Source organism: uncultured Rothia sp. (genome assembly GCF_963555405.1).
In the GTDB taxonomy this organism is placed as follows: domain Bacteria; phylum Actinomycetota; class Actinomycetes; order Actinomycetales; family Micrococcaceae; genus Rothia.
Genome location: NZ_CAUVVO010000003.1, coordinates 109381 through 125812 on the forward strand (window position 1 = coordinate 109381; position 16432 = coordinate 125812).

General features: G+C 58.0%; 15 protein-coding genes. 14 read left to right on the forward strand and 1 reads right to left on the reverse strand.

Annotated elements, in window-relative coordinates; translation table 11 throughout:
- Window positions 1–211: 211 nt before the first annotated feature.
- From RWL87_RS03235 to RWL87_RS03250, 4 genes are all read left to right on the forward strand, one after another.
- Complete coding sequence (locus tag RWL87_RS03235) at window positions 212–1108, forward strand: hypothetical protein (protein WP_313968892.1); 897 nt, start codon at window positions 212–214, stop codon at window positions 1106–1108.
- 401 nt (window positions 1109–1509) lie between these two features.
- Window positions 1510–1758, forward strand: coding sequence for a hypothetical protein (locus tag RWL87_RS03240; protein WP_005505891.1), 249 nt, complete (start codon window positions 1510–1512; stop codon window positions 1756–1758).
- Between the two features lie 231 nt (window positions 1759–1989).
- A complete protein-coding gene (locus RWL87_RS03245) occupies window positions 1990–2721 on the forward strand; it encodes a DUF6318 family protein (RefSeq protein WP_313968893.1) in 732 nt (243 codons plus the stop codon).
- 88 nt (window positions 2722–2809) lie between these two features.
- A complete protein-coding gene (locus RWL87_RS03250) occupies window positions 2810–3517 on the forward strand; it encodes a DUF6318 family protein (protein ID WP_313968894.1) in 708 nt (235 codons plus the stop codon).
- 340 nt (window positions 3518–3857) lie between these two features.
- On the opposite strand, the gene RWL87_RS03255 is transcribed toward RWL87_RS03250, so the two are convergent.
- Window positions 3858–5126: a DUF349 domain-containing protein gene (locus RWL87_RS03255; protein WP_313968895.1), complete on the reverse strand. Its 1269-nt coding sequence runs from the start codon at window positions 5124–5126 to the stop codon at window positions 3858–3860.
- Between the two features lie 302 nt (window positions 5127–5428).
- On the opposite strand from RWL87_RS03255, the gene hisS reads away from it, so the two are divergent.
- The 10 genes from hisS (at window position 5429) to RWL87_RS03305 (ending at window position 16413) form a co-directional block, all read left to right on the forward strand.
- Entirely contained in the window at window positions 5429–6790 is a 1362-nt protein-coding gene (gene hisS / locus RWL87_RS03260; RefSeq protein WP_070847768.1) for a histidine--tRNA ligase, read from the forward strand.
- Between the two features lie 883 nt (window positions 6791–7673).
- Window positions 7674–8066, forward strand: a complete 393-nt coding sequence (locus RWL87_RS03265; RefSeq protein ID WP_313968896.1) for a DUF559 domain-containing protein — start codon at window positions 7674–7676, stop codon at window positions 8064–8066.
- 238 nt (window positions 8067–8304) lie between these two features.
- Window positions 8305–10077, forward strand: a complete 1773-nt coding sequence (gene aspS / locus RWL87_RS03270) for an aspartate--tRNA ligase (protein WP_313968897.1) — start codon at window positions 8305–8307, stop codon at window positions 10075–10077.
- A 192-nt stretch (window positions 10078–10269) separates the two neighbouring features.
- A complete protein-coding gene (locus tag RWL87_RS03275) occupies window positions 10270–10797 on the forward strand; it encodes an adenylate kinase (protein ID WP_313968898.1) in 528 nt (175 codons plus the stop codon).
- An 89-nt stretch (window positions 10798–10886) separates the two neighbouring features.
- A complete protein-coding gene (gene dtd / locus RWL87_RS03280) occupies window positions 10887–11321 on the forward strand; it encodes a D-aminoacyl-tRNA deacylase (RefSeq protein ID WP_313968899.1) in 435 nt (144 codons plus the stop codon).
- Between the two features lie 182 nt (window positions 11322–11503).
- Window positions 11504–13093: a replication-associated recombination protein A gene (locus tag RWL87_RS03285; RefSeq protein WP_313968900.1), complete on the forward strand. Its 1590-nt coding sequence runs from the start codon at window positions 11504–11506 to the stop codon at window positions 13091–13093.
- Window positions 13094–13201: 108 nt separating this feature from the next.
- Window positions 13202–13852 carry a hypothetical protein gene (locus RWL87_RS03290; protein WP_313968901.1) on the forward strand — a complete coding sequence of 217 codons (651 nt, stop codon included), beginning with the start codon at window positions 13202–13204 and terminating at the stop codon, window positions 13850–13852.
- 698 nt (window positions 13853–14550) lie between these two features.
- Window positions 14551–15183 (forward strand): 30S ribosomal protein S4, encoded by a 633-nt coding sequence (gene rpsD / locus RWL87_RS03295; RefSeq protein WP_296546074.1) that lies wholly within the window; start codon window positions 14551–14553, stop codon window positions 15181–15183.
- Between the two features lie 304 nt (window positions 15184–15487).
- Window positions 15488–15919 (forward strand): DUF948 domain-containing protein, encoded by a 432-nt coding sequence (locus RWL87_RS03300; RefSeq protein WP_313968902.1) that lies wholly within the window; start codon window positions 15488–15490, stop codon window positions 15917–15919.
- Complete coding sequence (locus RWL87_RS03305) at window positions 15919–16413, forward strand: peptide chain release factor 4 (RefSeq protein WP_313968903.1); 495 nt, start codon at window positions 15919–15921, stop codon at window positions 16411–16413. Before RWL87_RS03300 ends, RWL87_RS03305 begins: the two co-directional genes overlap by 1 nt.
- Window positions 16414–16432 lie beyond the last annotated feature (19 nt).

Genomic DNA, 16432 nt, shown 5'->3' on the forward strand with positions numbered 1-16432 from the left:
GTTAAAAACCATGGCAGAAGTCCGTAACCTATGACCGAATTTCCCTTGCAGCGTGTGGGCGGGGGAGCGCGCCTCCAGAAAGCCCCTTGTCACCCAATATTTTTTCTGGTTTTTCTCCGGCGTGGGCGGCGCAGTCCCTTATCTTGTCAGGGGTCTTTTCTAATCTGTAATCAGAAGCACCGAAATTCGCAGAGTTGGGAAGGGAAAGACTATGGGTAACCTCGGCATGATTGCAGCAGTGACCTCACTTTTACTGGTGTTTGCGACTTTATGCCTTATTTTCCGGATGGTTCTTGAATCAACTGGATATTATTGGTATTCGGCTGCCAGGAGGGAAATAATTGCTAATCTTCTAAAAGAATTTGGTATATCTAGAGAATCTAGAGTTGAATCTCTTAAACGATTTGGGAAGGTAGTAATAAAGAATACTGCATTTAATATATCTCATCCATTTCATCTGTTTCCACCCAAAGATGTAGATAATGAATTTAAAGATAAGGTTCAACATTTTCTAAAGTGGGTTGAAAAGGAGCCAAGCTCTACTGCGCAAAGTCATTGCATTGATTCATTGGCTCAGCTAGAAAAAATGACTGGTCTCACCCCTAAATATGACCCATTTAGGGAGGTGTATCTATCTTTAAGGGATTTTTGTTCCGAGATAGAGGGAATTAAATGTGCAGATTTTGTTAGCTATGATGACGTTCTGAACCTCATTAAAGAAGAAAGTATTCTGACAAGGTATTCTTGGGTTAAGAAGCACTGGCAATCTGGTTATCTCCTTCCCTTGATGCGTGATTTTGTTGATTACGCCGGGAGAGGAACGACTATTGGGTTGTTTATTGGTTTCACTATTGCCTTAATTCTAGGAGACCCTTTTGGTCTGGTCATAACAGTAATTCCTGTAGTTGGTGCTATTATTGGGGCAATTTCATGCCTTGTGAGAATTGACCTTGCCAAAAATGAGGTTAATAGGCTGAATAATAAAAAGTATAGAAGTCATATGAGGGTGATAGTTAAATCTATTATCAGTATTCTGTGCATTTATTTATTTATGAACGCCTATTTTCTAATCGTTGCCTTACTGCATGGGGCAAGAATTGGCGGTTAATATACCAATGATTCAACCTTTGGTAGATTATTCTCCCTCTAATGGTTGGTGAGTTGAGAATATTGATGCTATGGCATCGTCGGATTAGAACGAAGCCCCCAATATAGTTCTAGCGGTAGTGGTGTACTCTCATTCCAGCCCCCGGGTAACTAATTCGTATTGGCAGCCCGGCGGGCTGGTCTGTTTTGGTGTGTTAGAAGCTTTCACGAGTTCGTTGCTTCCGTAATCTTCCGTGGGGGAGCGCGCCTCCAGAAAACCCCTCGTCACCCAATATTTTTTCTGGTTTTTCTCCGGCACGGGGTGGTGCAGCCCCTTATCTTGTCAGGGGTGCCCCGTACTTTGGTGGTAGAGAACAACGACGCGTTCTCACCCACTCCGCCGAGCGACCAAAGGAGCCCCTCATGTACACGGTTGGTTACTACAATGACGAAGACTTCCGCGCCTTCTACTCCGGTCAGGACGCCGCCAACATTGACGACTTCTTCACTGACAACGGCGAATACCTGATGGTGTACCTGCCGGAGGTGACCGACCGCGAGTTCCTCGCCGGCCTCCGCTACGGTAACGGCTGCGACGCGCTCTGCCAGAGCGGATACGCCCTCGACGAGGCGGAAGAGGCACTCCGCGACATGTATGCGCTCGCCGTCTAGCCCTCCCACGCCAGGCACCCCCGAGATAGGGGTCCTGGCGTCTTTTTGTGCCAAACGCCGCTACATGTGGTCATGGGGCTCAACGGGATGCAAACGACCGTAAACATCCTGTAGGGTGGTGATTGTGGCGGGTCCACGCGCACCGATGCGCCCCACTGGACACGCCGCACGGCTGGCGCTTCCGGAATCTGCCAGCTGTCACACACCATAACCAACCACAGGAGAATCCCCATGGGATCCGACATCATCAACCGCCGCACCCTGCTCACCGGCACCGCACTGCTGGGGTTGGGCGGGCTGCTGACGGCGTGCGGTCAGCAGGCTGCTGACGAGGCGACCGCCTCGGTACCCTCGACCGCTGTGCCGAGTGAGACCGCGACTGCTGCGGCTTCTGAGGCTGCCTCTGAATCAGCTACCCCTAGCCCGGTCATTACCCGCGGCTACTCCGGCGGCTCCAAAGCCCCCGACGGCGAGTACCGTAAGGCAGACGGCTACGGCCCGGCTCAGAATGTGCCTGAGCCTCGTAAGGAACCCGCTCAGTACCCTGAGACTGAAGAGGGTATCGACCATATGATGCAAGACTGGTTGGCTGCCCATAACTATGCTATTCAGACGGGGGATTGCGCTCCGGTTTTCCGGTACGTCGAAAATACTTCTAAGGAATACCCGTTTTATGAGTACATTGATGATCTTTATAAGCGTGGTGGATGGGTTGTTGATGGGTTGGATGCTTACCGAGCTGAAGGTGACTTGATTTATGACAATCAGCAGAAGTTCTACCGTATGAAGGTTCGTCGTTTCTGGACCACTGTTATGTATGTGGATTCTGATGGAGAAATTACCAAGCGAGCTAATACAAATAAAGATGACGATCTTTTCAATTACTTCTATAAATATTCAGATGGGTATTGGAAGATTATTGGTAGCGGAAAAGGGGATGCTCCTGAGAACAATGAACAATAAATCGGAATAATACTGCTCATGCTGGCGAATCTCCGATTTCTTGCCAGCCCCTATTCACACACCACACCGATACGAGGAATGTATTTTCATGACTTCCGTTATTTTGACCCGCCGCGCAATGCTGAGCGGCGGCGCACTCATGGGTCTTAGCACCCTACTCGTTGCATGTGGTCAGCAAGCCGCTAACGAGGCGACCGCCTCGGCTTCTTCGACCGCTGCTCCGAGCGAAACCGCCTCGGCATCCGCTACTGAGTCGCCCTCAGCCTCGGCAACCTCTTCTACCGTCCGAGGCTACTCCGGCGGCTCGAAAGCACCCGACGGGGAGTACCGCGAAGCTGACCCTAGCGGCCCGGCGCAGAACGTCCAGAAACCTGCATCGCCTGAGGACGGATACCGAGAAAAATCCAATGAAGGTCTACGCAAAACACTCAACGCATGGATTGAATGGAACAACTACGGTGCCCAGACCGGAGACTACAGTCAAGCACGCAAATTCGTTGATAACAGCTTCACGGAACTACTAGATTCCTACGAAGGTCTTGAAGCTCTCTACAAGCGTGGTGGCTGGATTATCGCAGGTCTTGACCACTACATTGCTGACGGGAACCCTTGGAGTGAGGGAGAGACTTACTTCTGGAAGGCATACCGGGAGTGGGGCTACGTTATGTACGTTGAACCCAACGGTGATTGGAAGTCTTACGAGAACGACAGAAAGGACGACGACACCTGGAAGTTCTCGTTCAAGTACACCTCTGAAGGCTGGAAGATTATCGATTTTGAACAGGTCGATGATTAGCCCCTCCAACCGAACCTAAAATTTTGCACCCCCGCAGACATCCCGCAGACACGCAGAAGCCACGATAATGGTGGCTTTTCGAAACACATGTGGCTTTTCGCCATCTAGGGGGAGAGGATGGAATCTTTCGATAGGTTAGCGTCTTCGCCGTGGGTCTTTAACCCGCAGTGAAGACACTAACCTATCGAAAACCCCTGAACTGCCTCATCTGCATCGGGTGTGGGCGCGCATAAACTCCGCAAATACAAAGAAGCCACACGCCCACCGCCCCGCAATGGGGTCGGTGGGCATGTGGCTTCTCGGCGTTAATTAGACCGTTATTTAGACTGTCGGCTATACCTTAGTTGCCGAAGCCCTGCAGGGTTGCTGCCCAGGCGCGGCGCGCCTCCAGAGCTTCCTTGGCCTTGGCAATCTTCTTGGAGTCGCCGCCCTTCTCAGCTGCGGCGAGCTCTGCCTCCAGCTCGGCGAGGGAGTCCTCAATCTGTGCGAGCAGGGAGTTCGCGCGTGCCGCCTTGGCGGGGTCGTTGCGCTTCCACTTTGCCTCTTCGGCGCCGTTGATTTCATCCTGAATGCGGCGCAGTTCGCCGTCGATGCGGCGCAGGTCGTTGCGGGGCACGCGGCCTGCCGCATCCCAGCGGTCCAGAATCTTCTCGAAGGCTGCCTTCGCACCCTCAATGTCCTCGACGGGCAGGAGCGCGCGTGCTTCTTCGAGCAGTGCTTCCTTGACCTTGAGGTTTTCGGCGTAGACTGCGTCCTGCGCTGCTTCGGCTTCGTTGCGGGCGTTGAAGAACACGTCCTGTGCCGCGCGGAAGCGTGCCCACAGCTTGTCATCCTCACGACGGTGGCCGCGGGGTACCTGCTTCCAGGCGCGCATCAGGTCGCCGTACGCACGGGAAGTCTCAGACCAGTCAGTCGAAGTCGACAGCTCTTCGGCGCGTGCAATCAGTTCTTCCTTGGCGCGCTTGATGCGTGCGTTGCGGTCGTCCAGCTGCGAGAAGTGTGCGCGGCGGTTGCGGTCGAAGGTGGTGCGGGCCGCGCGGAAACGCTTCCACAGCTCGTCCTCTACGCTCTTTGCCAGGTGAATTTCACGCTGAGCCTTCTTCCACGCTTCGAACAGTTCGTTCATGCGGGAGTGGGAGTTCTTCCAGTGAATCTGGTCGGGGTCCTGGCCGGCAATCTGCTCGGCCTCGGCGACAATCTCTTCACGGACGGCGAGGGCACGTTCACGGTTTTCGGTGCGTGCCTGCTGCTGCTTTTCGCCGAGTTCAGCGATCTGCTCTGCGAGGGAGATGAGGCGCTTCTGCAGGCCGGAGTAGTCACCGACCATGTTGCGCACACCAATCTGTGCGCCGATGGAGGTGATGCCCTTCTGCAGGTCTGCGGCGGGGGCGTTGTTGGCGAGGCGGGATTCGAGCAGGGCAACCTGCGCCTCGACGTTTTCAAACTTGCGGGCGAAGTAGCTGAGCGCTTCTTCTTCGGAGGCGCCGGGCAGCTGGCCTACTGCGTATTCTTCGCCGTCGACAATGACGAAGACGTGGCCGTCCTCGGAGACGCGGCCGTACTGGCGTGCCTTTTCGAGGTTTACAGTGTCGTCGGGTTTGGTAGTCACCGCTATAACTCTTTCACTCGGGGGTGCTGGGGGTGGGGCGCCTTTGCGCTGTTCCCCGTGGTGGGCACCCGTTTGGGTGTGCGTGTGCACCTCCTAAGCATAGCCTCTGTGGGGTGTGTGTGAGTAGTGTCTGGTCGTGTTGTGTTGTGGGCGAACCTTCCGGCCGCGGGTTTGTGCGGGTTTGTGTCGGGTGAGCTGGGGGAGTGGGTGCTGTGCTGGGGCGGGTGTTGGTATGATGGGTAGATATGCCCGGAGGTGTTCCGGGGTTTTGTTGTCGAGTTCTTTGTCAAGGAGTATCGCGTATGGCTCGCAAGGCTTCGCTGTCTGGTTTTCCCGAGTATCTTCCGGCTGAGCGGTTGGTTGAGAATCATGTTCTGGACACTCTGCGTGAGACTTTTGAGTTGCACGGTTTCTCCCCGATTGAGACTCGTTCGGTAGAGACTATTGAGCAGCTGCTGCGCAAGGGTGAGATTGACAAGGAAGTTTACGCAATTTCTCGCCTGCAGGAGGATGAGGCCGCGAAGGCTAAGGAAAAGCTGGCTCTGCACTTTGATCTGACCGTGCCGTTTGCCCGTTACGTGGTGGAGAACGCCGGTTACCTGAATTTCCCGTTCTCGCGTTACCAGATTCAGAAGGTGTGGCGTGGTGAGCGCCCGCAGGAGGGTCGTGCCCGCGAGTTCACTCAGGCTGATATTGACGTGGTTGGTGACGGCGAGCTGCCGTTCCGTTACGACGTGACCCTGGCGCTGGTTGTTGTCGATGCGCTGTCGAAGCTGCCGATTCCCGACTTCAAGCTACGCGTGAATAACCGCAAGCTGGCCGAGGGCTTCTACCTGGGCCTGGGCCTGACCGACACCGCGGCCGTGCTGCGCTCCATCGACAAGCTGGAGAAGATTGGTCCCGAGCGCGTGGCTGAGGAGCTTCAGTCCGAGGCCGGTGCGAGCGCGGAGGCTGCCGCGGCCGCCCTGGAGCTGGCGCAGATTCGTACCGAGGATGCATCCTTCGTGGAGCAGGTACGTGCGCTTGCCGCTAAGTACTCGGTGGAGCACGAGCTGCTTGATCAGGGTCTTGCTGAGCTGGCTGAGGTCATTGAGGAGGCGTCCCGCCGCGCACCGGGTAAGGTGCTGGCCGACCTGTCGATTGCCCGCGGCCTGGACTACTACACCGGCACCGTGTACGAGACCGTGCTGGTTGGTCACGAGTCGCTGGGTTCGATCTGCTCGGGTGGCCGTTACGAGTCGCTGGCGTCGAACGGTAAGAAGACTTACCCGGGTGTTGGCCTGTCGATTGGCGTGACCCGCGTGGTGGCTCGCATCCTGTCGCAGGGCTTTGCGCAGGCAAGCCGTAAGGTGCCTTCGGCCGTGTTCGTGGCCCTGACTAATGATGAGGGCTGGTCCGCCGCGAATGATGTTGCGGATGCACTGCGCGCCCGCGGTATCGCCTGCGAGGTGTCTGCGAACGCGGCGAAGTTCGGCAAGCAGATTAAGTACGCTGAGAAGCGCGGCATTCCGTTCGTCTGGTTCATTTCTTCGGATGAGTCGGGTGCCCCGGTTCACGAGGTGAAGGATATCCGTTCGGGTGAGCAGGTTGCTGCCGATCCGAATTCGTGGATGCCGCCGGCTGAGGACCTGCACGTTCAGATTGTGCGTGCCGAGGGTCTGTAAATACCTGTCATACCGTAATATCTGGCTGCTGTAGTATTTGGCTACTGCAAGCCTGCATATGGATGTGTACCCGCCTGGTGGGGAGGATGTTGACCTCCCCGCCGGGCGGGTCTTTTTGTCGCACTTTCTGCCCTGTGAATTTGTGCCATGGTTTAGCGGCTTCTGTCGTAGTTAAAAACCATGGCAGAAAACGCTAAACTATGGCACAAAAATCTGGGGATACAACCTAAACCTGTGGATAACGGATATTTCCATAAAAACAGCGAAGTTATCCACAGATTTCACGAATAGGCCCCACAACTTCGCAGAGACTGCCAGGATAAAGCCTATGAACACCGCAAATATCCTGAACCCCCAAACCCAAGCCGCACAACCCCAAACCACACGCGCCGCCGAGCTGTATCCTCTCGTGCTCACCCCTCGCATCCTCAACTCACGAGGTATTGGAACCCGGCATATCCGCGCAATGGTAGCGGAAGGAACCCTACAACGTATCCAGCGAGGAGCCTATATTTATTCCCGCGATGCCCAGTCGCTCACTCCGGATGAGCGGCTTGCGGTACGGTGCATTGCTGCTCACCTCATGGGTCTTCAGGGGGTCTTTTCACACTCATCAGCCGCTGCACTTTGGGGGCTAGATGTACTCAATGCGCCCTCAATCGTGCACGTGTACAGTACTGCCACTAGTCCATCTGATAGGGGGCGCATCTGCAGGCACAGGCGAGGTTTTGACCCTAATGCGGTGACCGCAATACCCGGTACCCCCGTCATGGCGACAACGGTGACTCGCACGCTACAGGATTGTGCGCGCACTATGCCCTTTCGGGAGGCGGTAGTCCTCGCTGACTCCATCATGCGGCGGGGACTCTTGGAACCCCACGAGGTGACTGAGATTCTGCTGAACCTCACCGGGTACGGCGGTTCCTCCGGGCGTGCTCTGGCGCAGGCGGTGGATGCATCCAGCGAGTCGGCGGGTGAAAGCCTCACCCGGTGCCTACTCATGGAACACAGGCTACCCCTGCCCGTTACACAATACCCGATTTCGTGCGAGGGCCGTAACTACCGGGTGGACTTCGCCTGGCCCGAGGCGCGTGTGATTCTTGAGTTCGACGGTGAACAGAAGTACCTGGACCACCCAGGCAGGGACCGCTACGAGGCAGCTCGCGACCGTGCCCTAGCCCGCGCCGGGTGGACGGTCGTGCATCTAACCTGGGCTGATATTTTTCAGAAAGAGCGGGAAGTTATTGCCCATCTTCGGGGGCTGCTCATGCGGTAAAGCCAACGTTACAAATTTCGACCATAGGTTAGCGTCTTCTGCCATGGTTTTTAACTACGACAGAAGACGCTAAACCATGGCACAAATCCACACCCCGCCTCCTCAACTCATTTTCTGACCCTCGACCTGCCCGGAGGGGATACAATATATGAGGCGCACGCAGTGTGCGCATATCATCAACCGCGAGTACCCGGCTACTGTCTATAGTCGTGAGGTGCCCGCTATGAAAGGAATGTCTGTGCTTCGCACTCACACCAACGGCGAGCTGACCGCCGCAAATATTGGAGAGACTGTTACCCTGACCGGTTGGGTGGCTCGTCGCCGCGACCACGGTGGTGTCGCCTTCGTTGACCTGCGTGACCGTGAGGGTGTCACCCAGTGTGTTTTCCACAACGAGGCTGACTTCGAGCACCTGCGCAACGAGTACGTTCTGCGCGTGACCGGTCTGGTGACTAAGCGCCCGGAGGGTAACGAGAACCCGAACCTGGCGACCGGTGAGATTGAGGTTGAGGTGTCTGCCGTTGAGGTGCTGAACACCGCGGCTCCGCTGCCTTTCCAGATTGACGAGCACGTTGAGGTGGGTGAGGAGGCGCGCCTGCGCTACCGCTACCTGGATCTTCGCCGCCCGGAGCCGGCCCGCATCATGCGCCTGCGTTCGGAAGCGAACCGTGCGGCACGCAACCTGCTGGCCGAGGACGGCTACATTGAGGTTGAGACCCCGACCCTGACCCGTTCCACCCCTGAGGGTGCGCGTGACTTCCTGGTGCCGGCTCGTCTGGCTCCGGGTTCGTGGTACGCTCTGCCGCAGTCCCCGCAGCTGTTCAAGCAGCTGCTGCAGGTGGGCGGTATTGAGAAGTACTACCAGATTGCTCGCTGCTACCGTGACGAGGACTTCCGCGCCGACCGTCAGCCCGAGTTCACTCAGCTGGACATTGAGGCTTCGTTCGTTGACCAGGAAGACATTATCGACCTGGGCGAGCGCATCGTTGAGGCTGTGTGGAACCTGATTGACGTGAAGGTTCCCCGCCCGATTCAGCGCATGACCTACAAGGATGCGATGGAGAAGTACGGTTCGGACAAGCCTGACCTGCGCTTCGGCCTGGAGCTGACTGAGCTGACTGAGTACTTCAAGGACACCACTTTCCGCGTGTTCAAGGCTCCTTACGTGGGCGCCGTTGTGATGCCCGGTGGCGCATCCCAGCCCCGCCGTACCCTGGACGCTTGGCAGGAGTGGGCTAAGCAGCGCGGCGCTAAGGGCCTGGCTTACGTTCTCATTCAGGAGGATGGTGAGCTGACCGGCCCCGTGGCTAAGAACATTACTGACGCTGAGCGTGCTGGCCTGGCTGAGGCTACCGGCGCGAAGCCCGGCGACTGCATCTTCTTCGCTGCTGGTGAGGCTAAGGCTTCCCGTGCGCTGCTGGGTGCTGCTCGTGTTGAGATTGGTCACCGTACCGGCCTGATTAAGGACGGCGAGTGGTCCTTCGTGTGGGTTGTTGACGCTCCCATGTTCGAGTCTTCTGCTGAGGCTACTGAGTCCGGTGACGTGGCTCTGGGGCACTCCGCGTGGACCGCCGTGCACCACGCGTTCACCTCCCCGAAGCCCGAGTTCCTGGACACCTTCGACACCGACCCGGGTTCGGCTCTGGCGTACGCTTACGACATTGTCTGCAACGGCAACGAGATTGGTGGCGGCTCGATCCGTATTCACCGCCGTGACGTGCAGGAACGTGTGTTCGCTGTGATGGGCATTGGTGAGGAAGAGGCTCAGGAGAAGTTCGGCTTCCTGCTGGATGCGTTCAAGTACGGCGCACCGCCCATGGGTGGTATTGCGTTCGGTTGGGACCGTATTGTGTCCCTGCTGGCTGGTGTTGATTCGATTCGCGAGGTTATCGCGTTCCCGAAGACCGGTAACGGCTACGATCCGCTGACTGCCGCACCTGCACCGATTACTCCGGAGCAGCGTAAGGAAGCTGGCGTTGATTTCAAGCCGAAGAAGAAGGACGAGGAGTAATCTTCTCTCGTCTTTGGTCGTGCGCCCCGTGTGGGGTGTGAGGCTGTGCGGCGTGAACCCGGCGGGCGTTGAGTTGTGCCGGGGTCGCCGTTGAGGGTGGGCTGTGTATGCTGCTGGTGCAGGGTCGCAGCCCACCTTTTGTATTAACTGGCGTGCGTGCCGATTTGTGCACTAATCAAGGGGGAGGGGAGCATGCGCATCCTGATTGCGGGTCCGAGCGGTAGCGGCAAGACGACGTTTGCGGCGCGGTTGGGGCGCCTCCTGGGCATTCCGCATACGGAAATGGATTCGTTGCATTGGGGTCCGGACTGGACTCCGCGCCCTAGTTTTGAGGCGGATGTTCAGGCGCTCATTGAGCAGCCCGCGTGGATTACGGAGTGGCAGTATCCGCAGGTGCGTGGCCGCCTGCTGGAGCGCGCGGACGTGGTGATTTACCTGCGCTATAGTCGCGCGGTGGTCATGTGGCGTGTGGTTCGCCGGACGGTGCGCCGCGCGGTGACGGGGCAGAAGCTGTGGGCTGATAACGTGGAGCCGCCGCTGTGGAATATTCTGCGCGACCCGGACAACATGATTCGGTACACGTGGAGGAGCTACCCACACGTCGGTGAGCTACTGGCGGAGGCTCGCGGGCAGCATCTGCAGAAGCGTTTTATTGAGTTCCGCACCCCGCGGGCGGCGAACCAGTTTTTGCGTGCCGTGCAGCTACGCGGCGTACTCTGAGGCGGCTGCCTCTAGACCGGCCGCCGCGAATGGTGTCGAAAGAGATGTATGAGCCCGGTGAAATTCGGCTCCATGATGAAAGGTGAACGATGCGAGTAGTTATTCAGCGAGTGACCCACGCGGCAGTGCGCGTGAACGGTGAGACGGTCGGCGCGATTGACCGGCCCGGCTACCTGGTGCTGGTCGGCATCACCCACGGTGACGGTGCGGCGCAGATTGCGAAGCTTGCCGATAAGACCGCGAACCTGCGCCTGCTGGAGGGGGAGAAGTCCCTCCTCGATGAGGGTGCGCCCGTGCTGGCGGTCAGCCAGTTCACCTTGTACGGGGATGCGAAGAAGGGACGCCGCCCCTCCTGGTCTGCTGCGGCGCCGGGCCCGGTGAGTGAGCCGCTGTTTAATGATTACGTTCAGGCGCTGCGTGAGCGTGGCCTGCATGTGGAGACCGGCGTGTTCGGCGCGGATATGCAGGTGGAGCTCGTCAATGACGGCCCGGTGACCCTGATTCTCGACAGCGAGACCCTCTAGGACCGGCGCTTTCGATAGGTTAGTGGATTGCTCCTGGGTTTATAGCCTTGCCCAGGGGTTTAAAACCCACGGCGAAGACACTAACCTATCGAAACCCCATCGAAAACCCGTGTGGCTTCACGCCGCGAGCTAAATCCACACCCCGCGCCCACCTCAAGCCTGTGAAACGATAGAGTAAGACTATGGCTGATTCCCTCTTTGATCTTGAGCTGCCCGATGACGGGGACCGCGTGAGCCTGATTGGTGCGCCCGCCGAGGAGCCCACCTCCTCACGCCCCTCTGTGTCGCGTGCGCGCTCTGCACGTTCGGCATCCCGCGCACCCCTGGCGGTGCGCATGCGTCCGCGCACCATCGACGAGGTTCTCGGCCAGGAACACCTGCTGACCCCCGGCTCGCCCCTGCGCGTGCTGGCGGGGGAGAACGCCGGCCCGGCAGGCCCGTCCTCGGTGATTCTGTACGGCCCGCCGGGTACGGGTAAGACCACCCTGGCGCACGTGATTGCGCGCGCGCCGGGCCGCAAGTTCGTGGAGCTTTCGGCGATTACCGCGGGCGTGAAGGATGTTCGCGCGGTCATGGACCAGGCACTGCTCGACCGCGACATGTACGGCACGACCACCGTGCTCTTCCTCGATGAGATTCACCGTTTCACGAAGGCCCAGCAGGATGCGCTCCTGCCCGGCGTGGAGAACCGCTGGGTGATTCTGGTGGCGGCCACGACCGAGAACCCGTCGTTCAGCATTATTTCGCCGCTGCTTTCGCGCTCGCTGTTGTTGCGGGTTCATTCGCTGGAGCAGTCCGATATTGAGCGGCTGATTGACCGCGCCTTGGCCGACCCGCGCGGTTTTGGTGGCGCTGCCGTGATTGATGCGGATGCGCGCGCCCACCTCGCGGCGGTTTCTGGAGGCGACGCTCGCCGCTCCCTGACCTCGCTGGAGGCGGCGGCTGCGATTGCGTTTAGTGAGGCTGAAGCTGCGGGAAATACCACAGCAGAAACCAGCCCCGCAGAAACTGATGTAGCAGAACCCACCTCTGAAGAGGCTGACCTCGCTGACCCCGATACCGCCAACTCGTCCGAGGATTCAGTGCGCTCAGCAGACCCGGCGGGGGAGAAGGACCCCGAATCTGCCGCGCCCGTCCGCATCACTCTGGCGCACGCCACGGAGGCGGTGGACCGCGCCGCAATTCGTTACGACCGTTCGGGCGATCAGCATTATGACGTGGTGAGTGCGTTCATTAAGTCCATGCGCGGCTCCGATGCGGATGCCGCGGTGCACTACCTGGCGCGCATGCTGGAGGGTGGCGAGGATCCGCGTTTCGTGGCGCGTCGCATCATGATTCTGGCGAGCGAAGACATCGGTTTGGCTGATCCGCAGGCGTTGCAGATGGCGACGGCTGCGGCGCAGTCGGTGGCGCTGGTGGGCATGCCGGAGGCTCGTATTATCCTGTCGCAGGCGGTGATTTATTGTGCGCTCGCGCCGAAGTCGAATGCCGCGTATAACGCTATTAACCGCGCGATTGCGGATGTCCGTGCGGGCGCCTCGGGTCAGGTTCCGGTGCATCTGCGTGACGCCCATTATGCGGGGGCTAAGCAGTTTGGTCACGGTGACGGCTACATTTATGCGCATGATGCGCCGGGCCACGTGGCGGCGCAACAGTACCTGCCGGATACTCTGCGTGGCACGGTTTACTACGAGCCGACGCAGCACGGTTTTGAGCGTACGTTGACGGAGCGTCGTGAGCGTATCCGCAGGATTCTTGACGGCGGTAACTAGCCGCGCCGATTCACTGCACACAGTTGCGGTGAGAATTATCCTGATGAATTTGCTGTGTGGTTTGAATCGAACGCGCACAGACGCCTACGACACTTGTGGAATGAACGGATGAAGCTCTCTCTTTCCTCACCTCCCATGACTGCTGCCGAGCTGGTGCATGACTTCAGTGGGCTTAGTTCTCGAGGTGAACTTTATGCTGGGCGGAAGGCCTATTGTTTGGCGCGCCGGTCGGCACTTTACGTGAAGGGTGAGCCGGAGCTTCTGTCAGAGTCGGGTCTTCGCTTTACGGTAGGTGACGGTATCTATGAGGCGACCGTGTGCCTCGTGCATCAGGAGTATGTGGGTTGGCAAATTGTGAGTAATCCTTTGCGCCGTGGAGCTACCGGTCAGGGGTCTGCTGTAGAGGTAACTTTTGGCCCGCACACCCACGTTTTCACCCCGTATTCTCTACTCCATGCTGTGGCTCCGGAGGGGTGGACTACGTGGCGTGAGATGGTTGACGGGGAACTGCTCACTTATACGCTACTTTTCACAGAGGTGACAGATAATCTCGCGGGGGATATGCGTAGCCTACCGTCTGTTGTCGAGCTTTTTGACGTCCCTGCTGAGGAAGTTGTTCTTTTTGTGTTCGATATTGACTGGGATGATTCTGCTGTGCCGAACCCAGATTTACCAAACCCAGACGAGGTCATTGCTGAGCTTATTGCTCCCAATGAAGCTACGGCTGCTGCACTGTGTGGGTACAGTTTTACGGCGTAGATTTGTTTGAGCAATGAGAGCCCCGCATCAACTAGCCACCAAACTAGCCGCGCGGGAGGGTTCGCCGGGCAGCTTGCCGCGCCTCCTAAAAGACCCCACCACCTAAAAGAGGGCAAACAGAAAGCGGTGCGTAGTACCTCGGTAGTACTGCGCACCGCATCAGAGTTTTGAGTTGTGATAGACGTCTTGACTGTCGGCCAATCCCGGAAGGGCGGAGGTCAAGCTTGTTATGGTCTCTAGTCTAGGCGATATGGGAGTCTGATTCAAGCTATTCCCATAGATTCACAGGTTAAAAATAACGAAATGATTACAATCCAACATCTCGGCACCGCAATTTTTCGGGGAAGGTGCACCTAAATAGCGCTGACGGGTGCAAATATTTTCTGTTGGGGTCGTGTGGGTAACCATCAAAAACCCACATGCACCGTGATTTGAACCAAAGAATCCCCAAAAGGCTGGTAAAGCCGGGGCGCATCCGGTAAGCTTGACGGGTCTGGCAATTACTGTGCCCGCATCCGTGCGTGCGTCAGTAATGTAGCTGCGGGGTACTCTGCCCCGAGCTCTCCGCCCCACCGCCGTACAGCAACGACCGAACCGGTCGCGTACGGATCCCGGCGGGGTCAACCGAGGAGGCCAGTATTCAACAGACCGAGGCCCCACCCGTGAGGGTGCAGGAGCCTCACATAGAAAGGTAGATTGTGGCTAAGCACAACCGCACCCGCCGTACCGTGCGTCAGTCCCGTGCCCTGGGCATTGCACTGACCCCGAAGGCAGAAAAGTACCTCGAGCGTCGTCCTTACGGCCCCGGCCAGCACGGCCGTGCCCGCAAGAAGGCTGACTCTAACTACGCTACCCAGCTGAAGGAAAAGCAGCGTCTGCGCGCTCAGTACAACATCCGCGAGGCACAGATGCGCCGCGCATACCTCGAGGCAAAGCGTACCGAGGGCCAGACCGGTAAGAACATGGTCGAGCTGCTCGAGACCCGCCTCGATGCCCTGGTTCTGCGTGCAGGTTTCGCCCGCACCATTGCACAGGCACGTCAGATGGTTGTTCACCGTCACATCATGGTTGACGGTGTTCGCGTGGACCGCCCCTCGTTCCTCGTCAAGCCCGGCCAGCTGATCCACGTTCACCCCAAGGCTGAGAAGACTGCCCCCTTCCAGGCTGCGGCTGCTGGCGAGCACCAGGCAGTTCTGCCCGAGGTTCCCGCATACCTGAACGTTGAGATTGAGAAGCTGCACGCAAAGCTTGAGCGTAAGCCCAAGCGTGAAGAGATCCCCGTGATCTGCGACGAGCAGCAGGTCGTTGAGTACTACTCGCGTCTGGCATAATCTCGATTTTTCGAGAAGCAACCCGTCCTGCACCGTTTGGTGGGGGCGGGTTGTTCCCGTTTAACGCGCGGGTTTTGGGGCTTATACACCAGAGTGCAGTGGCGCTGTGGAACCTGTGAATCTTCCGTCGCTGGGAGTTTCATGAGAGTTTAAGGGGCGCTTGAAGGATTTATCGACTAAAATAAGGGATTGAGCTGTGTATACAGTCCTGAACTGTGTATGCAGTCCGGCTGCGCGCCACGGTGGCACGCGGTCCTGTACGACTATTGATAAGCATCATGCATTGAGCGGAATGGGGTTATAGATGACCGGCGGAGATATTGCGGGCCTGATTGCAGCGGGAGTTTTTGCGATTCTGGTGGCTCTGCTTGCGCTACCCATTATTCGCTTGACTAAGGTGTTTGATGAGCTGATCGTGACGATTCGTTCGCTGAACCAGAGCACCGGCCCCCTCATTGAAGAGGTGACCCGCACTGTGGTGACTACTAATGAGCAGCTGGAGAAGGTTGACGACATCACCTCGAACGTTTCGGATGCGTCCGCTAACGTTTCTGCACTGTCCTCGCTGGTGACCTCGACTGTGGGTCAGCCGCTGATTAAGGTTGCGTCCTTCTCGTACGGTGTGCGTCAGGCATTCCGTGGCGGTAAGTCCGGCGATGCGCACGGCGCCGGCAACACTGGCGGCCAGTACGGCTCGGCACAGGGCGGCTCTTACTCTGCAGGCGGTGAGAACTAATGGGTCTGCTTCGTTCAGCTCTTCTGCTCGGCGCCGGCGCGGCGGTTGGTTACTTCGCTTCCAGGCGTGCCGCCTCCGAACCTGCTCAGCGTACCCCCGGCAGCGCCCTGCTCATGCGTGAGCACGGTGAGCTCGCCCTCAACCCGGAGTCTCAGATGGGAAAGTTCTTCGATTCGCCGATTGGCAAGCCCCTGCAGCCGTATGCGTTGCGTGCTGTTGAGTTCGCCGCCCGCGTGCGTGAAGGCATGCAGGAGAAGGAGATGGAGCTCAACGCTAAGGTGGAGCGCCAGAAGCAGGATTTGCGTCCTGGCTCCCTGGACACCTGGGATTGTCAGATGAGCTCGGCTGAGATTGAGTCCACGAACCGTCGCCTGGCGGAGCGTGAGCTCATTGAGGTGGAGGCTGAGATTGCCTCCTTGGAAGAGGCTCAGAAGCGAGCGCGTGAGCAGCGTATTGCGCGTGACCGTCAGCTCGGCGACGGCTTCTTCAACTAGGTTTTAAAAAGTGGTGCCT

Bases quoted from the DNA above. Each gene is read 5' to 3' on its own strand.
- RWL87_RS03305 (WP_313968903.1), top strand. From the start codon at position 15,919: ATGGGTCTGCTTCGTTCAGCTCTTCTGCTCGGCGCCGGCGCGGCGGTT.
- hisS (WP_070847768.1), top strand. From the start codon at position 5,429: ATGGCTCGCAAGGCTTCGCTGTCTGGTTTTCCCGAGTATCTTCCGGCT.
- RWL87_RS03300 (WP_313968902.1), top strand. From the start codon at position 15,488: ATGACCGGCGGAGATATTGCGGGCCTGATTGCAGCGGGAGTTTTTGCG.
- RWL87_RS03290 (WP_313968901.1), top strand. From the start codon at position 13,202: ATGAAGCTCTCTCTTTCCTCACCTCCCATGACTGCTGCCGAGCTGGTG.
- RWL87_RS03250 (WP_313968894.1), top strand. From the start codon at position 2,810: ATGACTTCCGTTATTTTGACCCGCCGCGCAATGCTGAGCGGCGGCGCA.
- RWL87_RS03245 (WP_313968893.1), top strand. From the start codon at position 1,990: ATGGGATCCGACATCATCAACCGCCGCACCCTGCTCACCGGCACCGCA.
- RWL87_RS03235 (WP_313968892.1), top strand. From the start codon at position 212: ATGGGTAACCTCGGCATGATTGCAGCAGTGACCTCACTTTTACTGGTG.
- RWL87_RS03275 (WP_313968898.1), top strand. From the start codon at position 10,270: ATGCGCATCCTGATTGCGGGTCCGAGCGGTAGCGGCAAGACGACGTTT.
- dtd (WP_313968899.1), top strand. From the start codon at position 10,887: ATGCGAGTAGTTATTCAGCGAGTGACCCACGCGGCAGTGCGCGTGAAC.
- RWL87_RS03285 (WP_313968900.1), top strand. From the start codon at position 11,504: ATGGCTGATTCCCTCTTTGATCTTGAGCTGCCCGATGACGGGGACCGC.
- RWL87_RS03240 (WP_005505891.1), top strand. From the start codon at position 1,510: ATGTACACGGTTGGTTACTACAATGACGAAGACTTCCGCGCCTTCTAC.